Below are 13,577 nucleotides of genomic sequence, written 5' to 3'. Positions count from 1 at the left end.
ATTGGTTCGCCAGAAATCACAACGAATTAAAAATAAAAAATAGTTATTCACAACATTAATAAACAGGAAAGTGCATGGCAGGAAATAGTATCGGGCAACATTTCCGTGTAACGACGTTTGGAGAAAGTCACGGTCTTGCTCTGGGATGTATCGTTGACGGATGCCCTCCGGGACTCGAATTGACGGAAGCTGATTTGCAAGTCGATCTCGACAGACGTCGTCCGGGAACGTCTCGTTATACCACACAGCGGCGAGAACCGGATGAAGTGAAAATTTTATCTGGAGTATTCGAGGGGAAAACAACCGGTACCTCGATAGGATTGTTGATTGAAAATACGGATCAGCGGTCTAAAGATTACTCAGAGATTAAAGATAAATTCCGCCCTGGACATGCCGATTATACCTACTACCAAAAGTATGGCATTCGGGATTATCGCGGTGGTGGTCGCTCTTCTGCACGTGAAACAGCAATGCGCGTGGCTGCCGGTGCCGTCGCCAAGAAATATCTGCGTCAGGCGTATGGCATTGAAATTCGTGCCTATCTGTCACAAATGGGTGATATCTCTATCGACAGAGTTGACTGGGATGAAATCGAAAATAACGCTTTTTTCTGTCCGGATGTTGATAAAGTCGAACCATTTGACGCACTCATTCGAGATCTGAAAAAACAGGGCGATTCTGTGGGTGCCAAAATTCAGGTTGTAGCGACATCCGTACCGGTTGGCTTGGGAGAGCCGGTTTTTGATCGTTTGGATGCAGATATTGCACACGCATTAATGAGTATCAATGCGGTGAAAGGCGTTGAAATCGGTGACGGGTTTGCGGTCGTCCAACAGAAAGGCAGTCAGCACCGGGATGCATTGTCACCGGATGGCTTTGGCAGTAATCATGCTGGTGGTGTGCTGGGTGGTATTTCAACAGGGCAAGACATTGTCGCCAATATCGCGCTGAAACCGACCTCCAGTATTACGATTCCCGGTGACACAATCACGAAAACGGGTGAAGAAACACAATTGATTACCAAAGGGCGTCATGATCCATGTGTCGGTATTCGTGCGGTTCCGATTGCGGAAGCGATGCTGGCGATTGTCTTGATGGATCATCTTCTGCGTCATCGCGGTCAAAATCAGCATGTCGTGACTGAGACCCCGAAAATCTGATCCGCTTTTTCTGCGCGAATTCGTTGCGTGAATTGTGCGTAAAATTTTGCTTGAATGCCTTCCTCGGAGGGCATTTTTTTATGGAGAGACTTTACCTCTCGTGGGAAAAACAGGAAAATGCACGCCGTCGTCACAACAGATCAAGTAAATCATGGTTCATCGCTATCAGGACTTAATCAACATTTTCAATCAGACCTTTGCTGAGCGTTATCAGACACATTTGGTAGCCGGGGATGATGAACCTATTTATTTACCGGCTGATGATTCGGTTCCTTATCACCGAATTATTTTTGCGCATGGCTTTTACGCATCCGCATTGCATGAAATTGCGCATTGGTGTGTTGCAGGCCCGGAGCGACGGCAGTTGGAAGATTTTGGCTATTGGTATGAACCGGATGGTCGGACTCGGGAAGTTCAGGCTGCGTTTGAGCAGGTGGAGATTCGTCCTCAGGCTTACGAATGGATTCTTTCAGTCAGTGCCGGTTTTCCTTTTTCGGTGAGTTGTGACAATCTGAATGGTGACTTTGAGCCGGATCGACTGCAATTTATGGTGAAAGTTCATGATGAGGTGATGCAGATTCTTCGTCAGGGACTCCCTGAACGGGTTGGTATGCTTGCTGATGAATTACGGACTTTTTATCGGACTGAATCGTTGTCTCCAGCGCTATTTGTTGTGACATAATATTCGTCTGACACAGGATCGATACCAATCATATCGTGCTCCCAATCCGGATAATTGTATGGTTGCGCTGTCAAACAATCAGTCACTGTAGTAGTAATGAAGAGTATAAAATGATTATTGAATTTGAAGAAGAAATGCTGGCATTGATCGATGATGGCATTGCCCATGCCTCTGATGATGAACTATTTGCCGGTGGTTATCTGCGTGGGCATATCTCACTGGCTGCGGCATCATGTGAAGATGAAGGTGTTACCGAACTGGCTGAGCTGAAGACACGGATCGAAACAAGTCTGGACAACGCCCGTTCTGAGCTGGCACCGGCTGATCGTGTGATTGTTCAACAACTATGGGAAAGATTACTGTCTCAGATGGACTTTGCGAAGGCACCGTAAATCGCAGTGATGGTCATTCTAATTATTTGAATGTATCTATACAATTTTTGCGGTTGTTGCCATGGCGATGAAGGATTATTCTGAACATATTCTAAGATGATGAAGAGGTAATAACGATGAAAATTATTGCATTTGGTGCGAGTACAAGTTCAGCTTCGATTAATAAAGCATTAGCAACTTATGCGGCAAATTTGGTCGCAGGTGCTGACGTTCAGGTCCTTGATATCAATAATTATTCAGTGCCGATGTTCAGCGAAGATTTAGAAAAAGAGATCGGTCATGCAGAAGGTGCAAAGGCTTTTTTGGATGATTTGTCGCAGGCGGATGCATTCGTTATTTCTTACGCCGAGCATAACGGCCATTATCCGGCAGCTTATAAAAATTTGTTTGATTGGATGACTCGGATCGATCGGGATATCTTCAAGAGTAAACCGGCAGTTTATTTGGCGACATCTCCTGGACCCGGTGGGGCTCAGTCCGTATTGGCTGCTGCAACGGCTTCTGCCGGTTTCTTTGGTGGTGAGGTAAAAGCGTCGGTTTCCGTACCGAGTTTTTACGACAATTTTGACATGGAAAAAGGTCAAGTCACTAATCCAACAATTGCAGCTGAGATTGAGCAAGCGGTTCAAACCTTACAGGGATAATCGTTTCGAGATCTGATTGGTGGCTTCGGCCAAACATAAATCACCCGAAGGGAGACCTCGGGTGATTTTTTGTATTTGACGGGAAGTCGGTTATGGCGTTAAGACGACATAATCGTTTTGCCTTTGCGCAGTTTTCTGATCCACATTCGGCTGGGATGAAGGCGTTCCAGTAAATCGACGGATAGCGGCAGTGGATCGCCACACATAATAGAGGCCAGGCATTCTGCCAGCAGTGGTGCGGAGCTTAACCCTCTGGAACCGAGCCCTAACATCCCATAGAGATTGGGATAATGGTGAATCTGGGGGGCGGATTGAGCCGTTTGTGTAGCCAATGCATGATACTGTGTTTTGATGGTTTGCAAATCACCCAGATTGCCGGCAAAAGGCAGATGATCACGGCTGACACAGCGAATCCCTTGTCTTGATTGATTTTGCGAAATATCGATGTCGTCCGGCCACGATTGGTCGGGTATACAGGTTTGCAGCTTGTCTCGATTTTGTGTTTGCGCGCTCGGATCAAAGTGGATGTCAATATTCTGGCGATCATAACTGGCACCAATACAATGCTGCTGGTTGGCTGGATTGGCGGGCGTCATATAACCATCGTAACAGAGCACCGTGTTGAGATGATTGAGCGTATCCGTTGTCGGGATATGACTGACCTGACCTTTGACTTGGGCGAGTGGGAGTGTTTGAGTCTGGGGAAACTGGTCAAACTGATGTCCGTTGGCAATGACGACACATTGATGACGGAAGATTTGATCCGCACTATGGAGTTGCCAGACCGATGTCTGAGCATCCCAGTGGAGTTGATCAATTTGGGTGTGGAAATGGGTGTTGAGCCGGCCGGATGCTTGTAATGATGACAGTAGTTGCTCCGTGAGCTGTGCGGGACAAATCCAGCCGCCGAGCGGATAATAAAGACTTTCCGATGTGACGGGTAACCCCAGTGTTGCCGAAGTCTGGTGTGCATCCTGGTCGGTGACTAGGTCTGTCGGGAAATGACCCGTTGCTATGGGTTTCAATTTTTTGTGCGCCCGTTCGTTCCACATCAGTTGGGTGACGCCACACCACTGGTAATCAAAATCGAGACCGTCACGGTGTTGCTGTTCGATAAATTGTCGCGCATATAGAAAACTCGCGGCAAAAAAGCGGGATAATGGATCATGTTGAGCATTCAGCAGCGGATAAATCGCCCCTTGACGATTGCCTGATGCACCTTGTGCTGCTTGGTCATCTTGGCAATAAAGCGTCACCTGAATCCCTCGGCGACTTAAGGTTTTTGCTAATGTGGCGCTGGCGATTCCGCCCCCGATAATGGCTACATCCGTTAAATCGGGGACCGACTGGTGGGCATACCACGGAAGCATATTGGTGAATCCGGTCGGTGTTGTGATTGTACCGACCAACATCTCTCGTTTGGTACCGAACCCTTTGACTTTTTGCATCGAAAAACCAGCTTCGATCAATCCTCGCCGGACAAAGCCTGCGGCTGTAAATGTTGCACAAGTTGCATCCGCTTTGGCTAGTTTTGCCATATGATCAAACAGTTGCTGATTCCACATATCGGGGTTCTTGCTTGGTGCAAAACCGTCGAGAAACCACGCATCAATCAGACCATCTTGGGGGACGGGGACTAAAGGCATACAGTCATGGATATCACCGAACCACAGATCGAGCGTGACGGCACCGTCAGCGAGTGTGATTCGGTGACATTCCGGTACTGCCAGTGGGTAATGTTGTTGGAGTTCTGCCGCATAATCTGCCAGTTCCGGCCAGGCTTGATGAGCTTTGATTAAGTCATCCCGATTCACCGGATATTTTTCAAAACTGATGAAATGAAGTGACTGAAGCGGGGCGTCCGGATGTTGACGGTGAAACTGATCAAATGCTTGCCATGCCGCGAGAAAATTAAGCCCGGTTCCGAATCCTGTTTCTCCAATCACAAATCTTGGTCGATTAAAATTATTCCAACGTTCAGGTAATTGATTTTTTTGAAGAAAAACGTATCTTGTCTCCTCAAATCCATTCACATTCGAAAAATAGACGTCATCAAACTCTCCGGATACGGGGGTTCCGACTTCGTTCCAGTCGAGTTTGGCGTTGGTTATTTTAGTCATAGCTGTGTTTTTCTTTTATGGGCGGTATACTACGGTGAATGAATTGTACGAATTTCTTGGAAAGCTGACCACTTCAATGAACTTTGTCAGTTATCATCCTAGCGAAATTATACGAATTTTTTAAAGAATAGGGATTTTATATGAAACGAGTTGTAATAACCGGTATGGGTATTGTTTCCAGTATCGGTAACAATGTCGAAGAAGTTCTGGCATCTTTGAAAGCTGGAAAATCAGGTATTACAGCGTCTGAGCAGTTTAAAGAGAAAGGTCTGCGCTCTCAAGTATGGGGCGGTTTGAAAATTGATCCATCAACACTGATTGATCGTAAGCAAATGCGGTTTATGGGAGACGCTGCGGCCTATGCTTATTTGTCGCTTGAACAAGCGATTGCTGATGCCGGATTGACACCAGAGATGGTTTCAAACGACCGAACTGGTATTGTTGCCGGTTCTGGCGGTGCATCATCATTGAACCAAGCTCTTGCTGTTGACACATTGCGTGAAAAAGGGGTCAAACGAGTCGGTCCTTATATGGTTACACGAACAATGTCATCGACTGTTTCTGCCTGTCTGGCGACACCATTTAAGATTCGCGGTGTGAATTATAGTATGAGTTCAGCATGTTCAACGTCTGCTCACTGTATTGGTCATGCGTCAGAACTCATTCAACTTGGTAAGCAAGATATTGTGTTTGCCGGTGGTGGTGAAGAACTCGATTGGACAATGACCATGATGTTTGATGCGATGGGTGCGCTGTCAACTAAATATAATGATACACCAGACTGTGCCTCTCGCACCTATGATGCTGATCGGGATGGATTTGTCATTTCCGGTGGTGGCGGTATGGTTGTCGTTGAAGAGTTGGAACATGCGTTGGCTCGTGGTGCCACAATCTATGGTGAAATCGTTGGTTACGGTGCCACTTCCGATGGTTATGATATGGTCGCACCTTCAGGTGAAGGCGCTGTGCGTTGTATGAAGATGGCGATGCAAAATACTGATCGCGTCGATTACATTAACACGCATGGAACATCAACGGTTGCTGGAGATGTCAAAGAGCTTTATGCAATTCAAGAAGTGTTCGGTGGCAAAAGCCCTGCTATCTCGGCAACAAAAGCAATGACAGGTCATGCACTGGGTGCGGCTGGGGTCCATGAAACCATTTACTCTCTGCTGATGCTCCATCATAGCTTTGTCGCCCCAAGTGTGAATATTGAGAATCTCGATGAAGCAGCACAAGGGCTGGATATTGTTACAGCGGTCAGAGAACAAGAACTGACAACAGTGATGTCGAACAGTTTTGGTTTCGGTGGAACAAATGCAACCTTACTGATGCGCAAATATCAGGGGTGATTGGGCAACCTCTCTTACACGGCTATTTTGTGTCGTGATTGATTCTTTGCCAGTTCAATCGTCGTAAGTAACATATTCAGATTGAATTATTCGATGAAATACTCGGTGTCGTACGATACCGAGTATTTTTTGTATCAAACATTTATATCGAACCATGTTCCGACTTTCTGTACAATCCTTCTTTAATTTCGAAAAAGAAAAGATGATGTCAGGTATGAAAATCCTCATAGATGAAAATATGCCCTATGCCGAAGCATTATTCAGCCAATTGGGTGACGTGATTCTAAAATCCGGACGTAATTTAACCGCTGATGACTTAGTGGATGTTGATGCTTTAATGATTCGGTCCGTGACGAAGGTGAATGATGCATTACTGCAAAAGGCGAATAAGCTCAAATTTGTCGGTACAGCAACAGCAGGTATAGATCATGTCGATCAGAAACTTTTGCAGGAAAGGGGAATTTTCTTTACCGCTGCACCGGGGTGCAACAAAGTGGGGGTCGCTGAGTATGTATTCAGTGTACTCATGGTGCTTGCACAACAGCAGGGTTTTTCTGTTTTTGATAAAACAGTCGGTATCATCGGTGCCGGGCAGGTCGGTAGCTACCTTGCGGACTGTCTGCGTGGTATCGGATTAAATGTATTACTCAATGACCCGCCCAAGGAAGCTGAAGGTGATCCTCGTCAGTTTACTGAACTGGAAACGCTGTTGGAAACTGCCGATGTGATTACCTTACACACACCGCTGGTGAAAGATGGCGCTTGGCCGACTTATCACTTGATGGATGAGCAGCGGTTAAATCATCTACGAGCTGATCAGATTCTCATTAATGCGGCCAGAGGACCGATTGTTGATAATGCTGCGCTGAAGCGCCGTTTGCAGCAACAGGATGGGTTTACGGCGGTTTTAGACGTATTTGAGTTTGAACCGGAAGTTGATATGGCGTTGTTACCATTACTTGCTTTTGCGACACCACATATTGCCGGTTACGGCCTAGAAGGCAAGGCTCGTGGAACAACGATGATTTTTAACAGCTATTGTACTTTCCTCGGTTGTGATCTCTGGGCAAGTCCGAATAAGCTTTTACCGGTTGCCCCGATCTCTGAAGTGTGTCTGTCTCATGCTTGGGATGAAGCGACATTAGTGAGTTTGATCCATTTAGTCTATGACGTGCGTCGAGATGATGCGTTATTTAGAAGAGTCATTAACCAACCGGGTGCCTTTGATGCCATGCGTAAAAACTATTGGAATCGTCGTGAATACGGTGCAATAAAAATAACTGGTCAGCAGGACTGTCATTTGAGTCCGTTGTCAGAATTAGGTTTTCAAATTGAGGTAACACCATGAGCCAAAAATTTAACGTTGTTGTTTTCGGTGCCACAGGCGCTGTCGGTGAAGCGATGATTGAAGTGCTTCAGAAACGCCAGTTTCCTGTAGACACGCTCTTTTTGCTTGCGAGTGAGCGCAGTGAAGGAAAAAGTTACCGATTTAACGGCAAGTCGGTGTATGTCCAGAACGTTGAAGACTTTGACTGGTCTCAGGCTCACATCGCTCTCTTTTCTGCCGGGGGAGAACTATCGGAAAAATGGGCGCCAATCGCTGCCGATGCGGGGGTTGTGGTCATTGATAATACATCTCAGTTCCGCTATGACTATGATATACCGCTGGTTGTCCCTGAAGTGAATCCTGAAGCGATTGCAGAATTTCGTAATCGTAACATCATTGCTAACCCGAACTGTTCAACGATACAGATGTTGGTTGCGTTGAAGCCGATCCATGATGCCGCCGGGATTGAGCGCATCAATGTTTCAACCTATCAATCAGTTTCTGGTGCCGGGAAATCGGGCGTGGATGAGCTGGCCGGGCAAACTGCCAGATTATTGAATGGGGTACCTGCGGAGCCAAATCAGTTTAGCCAGCAGATTGCATTTAACTGTATTCCTCAGATTGATGCTTTTATGGATAATGGATATACACGTGAAGAAATGAAAATGGTGTGGGAAACCCAGAAAATCTTCAATGATCCGACGATTCAGGTTAATCCGACTTGTGTTCGGGTACCTGTGTTCTACGGCCATGCAGAAGCGTTGCATGTGGAGACCCGGACACCGATTGATGCGGAGGCGGTGGCTGATTTACTTCGCCAATCTGAGAATGTTGAGGTGTTCTCCGGGGAAGATTTTCCGACGCAGGTTGGTCATGCTGGCGGACAGGATAATGTTTTTGTTGGTCGGATTCGTAATGATATCAGTCACCATCAGGGGATTAACCTATGGGTCGTTGCTGATAATGTTCGCAAAGGGGCAGCAACCAATGCGGTTCAGATTGCGGAAATTCTTGTTCGGGATTATTTGTAATTCAGAATGGGATAAAAAACCACCGACTTATCGGTGGTTTTTTACTTACGTTACTTGCGTTTATGCGCGTTAGGGTTGTCTTTGCAACTCCCTTCACGGCACTTACCGTAAAGATAAAGACTGTGGTTTGTCAGTTGTACATTATATTGAGAAGCGATTTCTCTTTGCCGTTCTTCTATCACTTCATCAGAGAATTCAATTACTTCTCCACAATCAAGGCAAACAAGGTGATCATGATGCTCTTGTGTCGATAGTTCAAATACAGATTTTCCACCTTCGAAGTGGTGGCGAGTCACGATACCTGCATCGTCAAATTGGTTAAGAACTCGATAAACAGTAGCCAGACCAATCTCTTCGCCAAGGTCAATCAGTTTCTTATACAGTTCTTCAGCACTAATATGCTGGCACTCCGGCTGCTGCAAAACTTCGAGAATTTTTAACCGAGGGAGAGTGACCTTCAGGCCCGCATCCTTGAGTGCTTGGTTGTTATCAGACATATATTTTCCTGTTGATGATCTGCATCAGTAACAGCGTTTCATGATTTGAATTATTATAGGTTAGTCACCGCCAACAATAAACCACTAACTTTTAAAGGATATTGTATCTTTCCTGAGAGTGTGACAAAATATGCAGTTTGTTTCACATGTGGATGCGAGCAATAGTTGTACTTTATAAGATCCATCGGTAAATAAAAAGACCTGAACTGTCAAAGGTTGTTCAAAGTTTGAACATTCATTGCAAGTGTAGGTCTTTTATCAATAAAAATCAGTCTTCTAACTCAGACAGGCACATTTCATCGTAGACTTGGTTGACCCAACGATTGACGCGGTCTTCTGTGAGTTCTGGCTGACGATCTTCATCGATACATAGGCCGACGAAATTGTTATCGTCCACCAGTGCTTTGGATGCTTCAAATTCATAGCCTTCCGTCGGCCAATGACCAATAATCGTTGCGCCTTTGCTTTCAATGATATCTCGAACCGTTCCCATCGCATCACAAAAATATTCAGCGTAGTCTTCTTGATCGCCACAACCAAAGATTGCAACCAGTTTTGTTGAAAAATCAATCCCCTCAAGCTCTGGGAAAAAATCATCCCAATCGCACTGAGCTTCACCGTAGTACCAAGTGGGGATGCCAAACAGCAGTAAGTCAAAGTTATCAATGTCCTCTTTACTGCTTTTTGCAATATCTTGCACATGAACTAATTTTGTACCAAGTTGCTTTTGAATCATTTTTGCAACGGCTTCAGTATTACCTGTATCACTACCAAAGAAGATACCTACACTTGCCATAAATCATTACCCTATATATGTGTCGTCTACTTATGGGATGGAACCCTGAAAATGCATCTCTGCATGATTGTCACCATGTGCGCATCATGACCGCATTATCTGGATTGAGAGATTCAACATGCCCATTTCGATCTGATGATTGCGCGAACTATACCACTGTTGTTCATTAAAGTTAATGCACTATCAGGCGGTGGATTGCTGATGGATTCTGTTGCCACTGAATAAGAATTTGCGGATCACTCTCAACACGTCCTGAGGCTTTTCTGCGTGGAGCCAATGTCCAGTATTGGCAATAATATGTGCTTTTGCCTGAGGGAACTGTTCCAGAATCGGCGCTTGAGCATCTGAACTAATATAGTCTGAATTTCCGCCTTTCAGGAATAGTGTTGGTATTTGTACTGGTTGAATCGGCTGCCAGTCAAGAATATGCTCGTAATTGTTATATAATGCCTCAACCTGAAAACGCCATGCCATTTTGTCACCGTCTCTGTAGAGTGACTTGCCTAAAAACTGACGAACTGATTCTTGTTCGATATGTTGAGCAAGGATTTGCATTGCTGCTTCTCGGTTTGGCGGATGTTTTTCCAGTACTGCGAATAATCCGGCAAACACGTCATCGTGATGACGTTCATGATACGTCAACGGAGCCATGTCAATGACAACCAATTCACTGACAAGCTGAGGAGCGAGCGCTGCTAGCTTCATGGCGACTTTCCCGCCCATCGAATGGCCGATTAATACCACTGGTGGCAGGTTAAGTGACCGGATCAGATGTGCGACATCCTCGGCCATCAATTGATAATTGTGCGTTGCCGCTTGAAAAGACAGCCCATGATTTCTTAAATCGGGACGGATGACTTGATAGTCGTTTTTTAGGTCACGGGCCAGTAAACCAAGATTATCCAAGCTGCCGAACAGCCCGTGTAGCAGGACAATCGGTGACCCATCCCCTTCAATTTTATAGTGAAGTTGTGTCGACATTTTCTCTGTTTGTATTCGGTTTATCGTGGTGTATCGTAAAAGATCTCGCTATAATCCCAAAGAGTTTAAACATAGAGATTGTGAAAAGCGAATGAAAACAATTGAGGTTGATGAGGAATTATACCGTTATATTGCGAGTCAGACATGCCACATCGGTGAGAGTGCATCGGATATATTGCGTCGGTTGTTGAATGTCGATGGTCAGGAAACGCCGTCTCTGCCTGTTTCTCACATTGCTCCATCTGCGCCGAATGAATCGGTGCACCCGCAAGGTCAAGCTGTTCCTCAAGGTATTGTTGTCAGTAAAGATGCAGGAAGAGAACCACAATTATCGGGAGTTCAGGTCATTCGTGAGTTGTTGATTTCCGATGAATTTGCAGCTCAGAAAAAAGTGATTGATCGGTTTATGTTGGTACTTTCTACACTTTATCATATTGATTCAGTTAGTTTTTCTGAATCGATGGATGTGAAGGGCCGAAAACGGGTTTACTTTGCTGATAATGAGGAAACCTTGTTGGCAAGCGGTAAAACGACCAAACCGAAAGCAATTCCCAATACACCTTTCTGGGTGATTACCAATAATAATACCAGTCGTAAACAGCAGATGATCGAGCAGCTCATGGTTCGGATGAATTTCCCGTCTGATCTGATCGATAAAGTAACGCTTTCAATTTAAATGAAATTTTATAACCTCATTATTGCTGATGAGGTTTTCTTATATTTGAGACGCTGATCTTTGAAATACTGCGAGTTTAGATAATTGTTATTTTGAAACCAAGGATGTCACATGGCTATTCACCCGAGAGCTGGAAAGCAAGCACAACATGACGATTTGCAAAATATTCCTGTGCTTGTCTCTGATTATTACCGTCTTAAGCCCAATGCTGCTGAAAAGGCACATAAAGTCGAGTTTGGCACGTCCGGGCACCGAGGCACTTCTGGAAAATCTTCATTTAATGAGAATCATATTCTGGCGATAACCCAAGCGATTGCTGAAGTGAGAAGCCAGGCTGGTATCACAGGCCCTGTTTTTGTTGGCAAAGATACCCATGCATTGTCGGAATGTGCATTTTCCAGTGTTGTCGAAGTTTTAATCGCCAATGGTATTCAGGTGATTGTTCAGGCTGAACAGGGGTATACGCCAACCCCGGGTGTTTCCCACGCGATTCTGACTTATAACCGTGAGCATGCGCAAAAAGCGGATGGGATTGTCATCACTCCCTCTCATAACCCACCTCAAGATGGCGGGATCAAATATAATCCACCGCACGGTGGGCCGGCTGAAGCTGAAGTTACGCAAGCGATCGAAAATCGGGCGAATGAAATTATTGCCGATGGAATAGCGATTGTTCAACGGATTCCGTTACAGCAAGCAATGGCATCCGAATACTATGTTGAGCAGGACTTAGTGATGCCATATGTTGATGACCTCGTCAATGTGGTTGATATGTCTGCGATTCAACAGGCCAATCTGAAAATTGGTGTTGATCCACTTGGAGGCAGTGGGATTGAATACTGGCGGAAAATTGCAGCGACTTATCAGTTGAATTTAGAACTGGTCAACGAGTCGATCGATCCGACGTTTCAGTTTATGCCGCTTGATAAAGATGGTGTGATCCGGATGGATTGCTCTTCGCCATATGCAATGGCCGGATTGCTAGCGCTGAAAGATCAATATGATCTGGCATTCGGCAACGACCCGGATTATGACCGTCACGGAATTGTGACCCCCAAAGGGTTGATGAATCCCAATCATTTTCTGGCGGTTTGTATTGATTATTTGTATCGCCATCGTAACTGGAAAGCCGATGTCGCCGTTGGCAAGACGTTGGTTTCCAGTGCATTGATTGACCGTGTTGTTGCTGATTTGGGCCGAAGGTTGTGTGAAGTTCCTGTTGGCTTCAAATGGTTTGTCGATGGGTTGTTCTCTGGAGAGTTTGGTTTTGGCGGCGAAGAAAGTGCTGGTGCATCTTTCCTGAGATTTGACGGAACACCATGGTCAACTGATAAAGATGGCATCATTCTTTGTTTGCTGGCTGCTGAAATCACGGCTGTGACCGGAAAAAATCCTCAGCAATATTATGAAGCACTGGCTGCAAAACATGGTGAATCGAAATATAGCCGTCTTCAGGCTGTCGCAACTGGTTCGCAGAAAGCGGTCTTGAAAAAGTTATCTCCAGAAATGGTTTCCGCTCAGACGTTGGCTGGAGATCCGATTACGGCAAGACTAACTCATGCACCGGGAAATGGTGCTGCAATTGGTGGGCTGAAAGTGACGACGGAATTTGGTTGGTTTGCTGCGCGTCCTTCCGGGACTGAAGATATTTATAAGATTTATTGTGAGAGCTTTAAAGGTGAGAAACACCTCAAACAGATCGAGTCAGAAGCTCAGGAAATCGTCAATCAGGTTTTTGCCGATGCTGGTGTCTAGTTTTAATCTGTATTTGTATCAATAAGATACAAGGGAGTGCTTCGGTACTCCCTTTGTTTTTCCCGAAATAAAACCTCCCTCAGAAAAATATAAATTTTTTATGAGTCTTTGTTCATATTTGTTGCGCTGCATTATATTCTCACCGGTGATGAGCAAAATATGCT

The 13,577-nt window shown here is 45.4% G+C and carries 13 protein-coding genes; 9 read left to right on the top strand and 4 right to left on the bottom strand.

Features of this window, described 5'->3' with window-relative positions:
- Nucleotides 1–74: 74 nt before the first annotated feature.
- The 4 genes from aroC to MKS89_RS10845 all read left to right on the top strand — a co-directional run bounded on the left by aroC (nucleotide 75) and on the right by MKS89_RS10845 (nucleotide 2,878).
- Nucleotides 75–1,160: a chorismate synthase gene (aroC, locus tag MKS89_RS10860; protein WP_072956609.1), complete on the top strand. Its 1,086-nt coding sequence runs from the start codon at nucleotides 75–77 to the stop codon at nucleotides 1,158–1,160.
- Nucleotides 1,161–1,311: 151 nt separating this feature from the next.
- On the top strand, nucleotides 1,312–1,842 hold the full coding sequence (locus MKS89_RS10855) for an elongation factor P hydroxylase (RefSeq protein ID WP_072956611.1): 531 nt from the start codon (nucleotides 1,312–1,314) through the stop codon (nucleotides 1,840–1,842).
- 110 nt (nucleotides 1,843–1,952) lie between these two features.
- Entirely contained in the window at nucleotides 1,953–2,234 is a 282-nt protein-coding gene (locus MKS89_RS10850; protein ID WP_072956614.1) for a YfcL family protein, read from the top strand.
- A gap of 116 nt (nucleotides 2,235–2,350) precedes the next feature.
- On the top strand, nucleotides 2,351–2,878 hold the full coding sequence (locus tag MKS89_RS10845; RefSeq protein ID WP_072956616.1) for an NADPH-dependent FMN reductase: 528 nt from the start codon (nucleotides 2,351–2,353) through the stop codon (nucleotides 2,876–2,878).
- A gap of 98 nt (nucleotides 2,879–2,976) precedes the next feature.
- Here MKS89_RS10845 and mnmC read toward each other — a convergent pair whose 3' ends face one another.
- Nucleotides 2,977–4,998: a bifunctional tRNA (5-methylaminomethyl-2-thiouridine)(34)-methyltransferase MnmC2/FAD-dependent 5-carboxymethylaminomethyl-2-thiouridine(34) oxidoreductase MnmC1 gene (mnmC, locus tag MKS89_RS10840; protein WP_072956619.1), complete on the bottom strand. Its 2,022-nt coding sequence runs from the start codon at nucleotides 4,996–4,998 to the stop codon at nucleotides 2,977–2,979.
- Nucleotides 4,999–5,138: 140 nt separating this feature from the next.
- Between mnmC and fabB the strand changes: the two genes are divergently transcribed.
- From fabB to MKS89_RS10825, 3 genes are all read left to right on the top strand, one after another.
- Entirely contained in the window at nucleotides 5,139–6,350 is a 1,212-nt protein-coding gene (gene fabB / locus MKS89_RS10835; protein WP_072956622.1) for a beta-ketoacyl-ACP synthase I, read from the top strand.
- 214 nt (nucleotides 6,351–6,564) lie between these two features.
- Nucleotides 6,565–7,698, top strand: a complete 1,134-nt coding sequence (locus MKS89_RS10830) for a 4-phosphoerythronate dehydrogenase (RefSeq protein ID WP_072956981.1) — start codon at nucleotides 6,565–6,567, stop codon at nucleotides 7,696–7,698.
- Nucleotides 7,695–8,708, top strand: a complete 1,014-nt coding sequence (locus MKS89_RS10825; RefSeq protein ID WP_072956624.1) for an aspartate-semialdehyde dehydrogenase — start codon at nucleotides 7,695–7,697, stop codon at nucleotides 8,706–8,708. The genes MKS89_RS10830 and MKS89_RS10825 overlap by 4 nt, the downstream gene beginning before the upstream one ends.
- 50 nt (nucleotides 8,709–8,758) lie before the next feature.
- Here MKS89_RS10825 and fcrX read toward each other — a convergent pair whose 3' ends face one another.
- The 3 genes from fcrX to MKS89_RS10810 form a co-directional block, all read right to left on the bottom strand.
- Nucleotides 8,759–9,205 (bottom strand): ferric iron uptake transcriptional regulator FcrX, encoded by a 447-nt coding sequence (gene fcrX, locus MKS89_RS10820; protein WP_072956628.1) that lies wholly within the window; start codon nucleotides 9,203–9,205, stop codon nucleotides 8,759–8,761.
- A 268-nt stretch (nucleotides 9,206–9,473) separates the two neighbouring features.
- A complete protein-coding gene (gene fldA, locus MKS89_RS10815; protein ID WP_072956630.1) occupies nucleotides 9,474–10,001 on the bottom strand; it encodes a flavodoxin FldA in 528 nt (175 codons plus the stop codon).
- Between the two features lie 183 nt (nucleotides 10,002–10,184).
- Nucleotides 10,185–10,982 (bottom strand): alpha/beta fold hydrolase, encoded by a 798-nt coding sequence (locus MKS89_RS10810; protein WP_072956632.1) that lies wholly within the window; start codon nucleotides 10,980–10,982, stop codon nucleotides 10,185–10,187.
- A 91-nt stretch (nucleotides 10,983–11,073) separates the two neighbouring features.
- Here MKS89_RS10810 and seqA point away from each other — a divergent pair, with 91 nt between their 5' ends.
- A complete protein-coding gene (gene seqA, locus MKS89_RS10805; protein WP_072956635.1) occupies nucleotides 11,074–11,658 on the top strand; it encodes a replication initiation negative regulator SeqA in 585 nt (194 codons plus the stop codon).
- A 111-nt stretch (nucleotides 11,659–11,769) separates the two neighbouring features.
- The gene (pgm, locus tag MKS89_RS10800; protein WP_072956636.1) at nucleotides 11,770–13,413 is read left to right on the top strand and encodes a phosphoglucomutase (alpha-D-glucose-1,6-bisphosphate-dependent); all 1,644 of its coding nucleotides are present in this window, start codon (nucleotides 11,770–11,772) and stop codon (nucleotides 13,411–13,413) included.
- Nucleotides 13,414–13,577 lie beyond the last annotated feature (164 nt).

The sequence above is a fragment of the Vibrio gazogenes genome, assembly GCF_023920225.1.
Taxonomy (GTDB): domain Bacteria; phylum Pseudomonadota; class Gammaproteobacteria; order Enterobacterales; family Vibrionaceae; genus Vibrio; species Vibrio gazogenes.
This window is presented reverse-complemented; position numbering and strand designations above follow the sequence as displayed.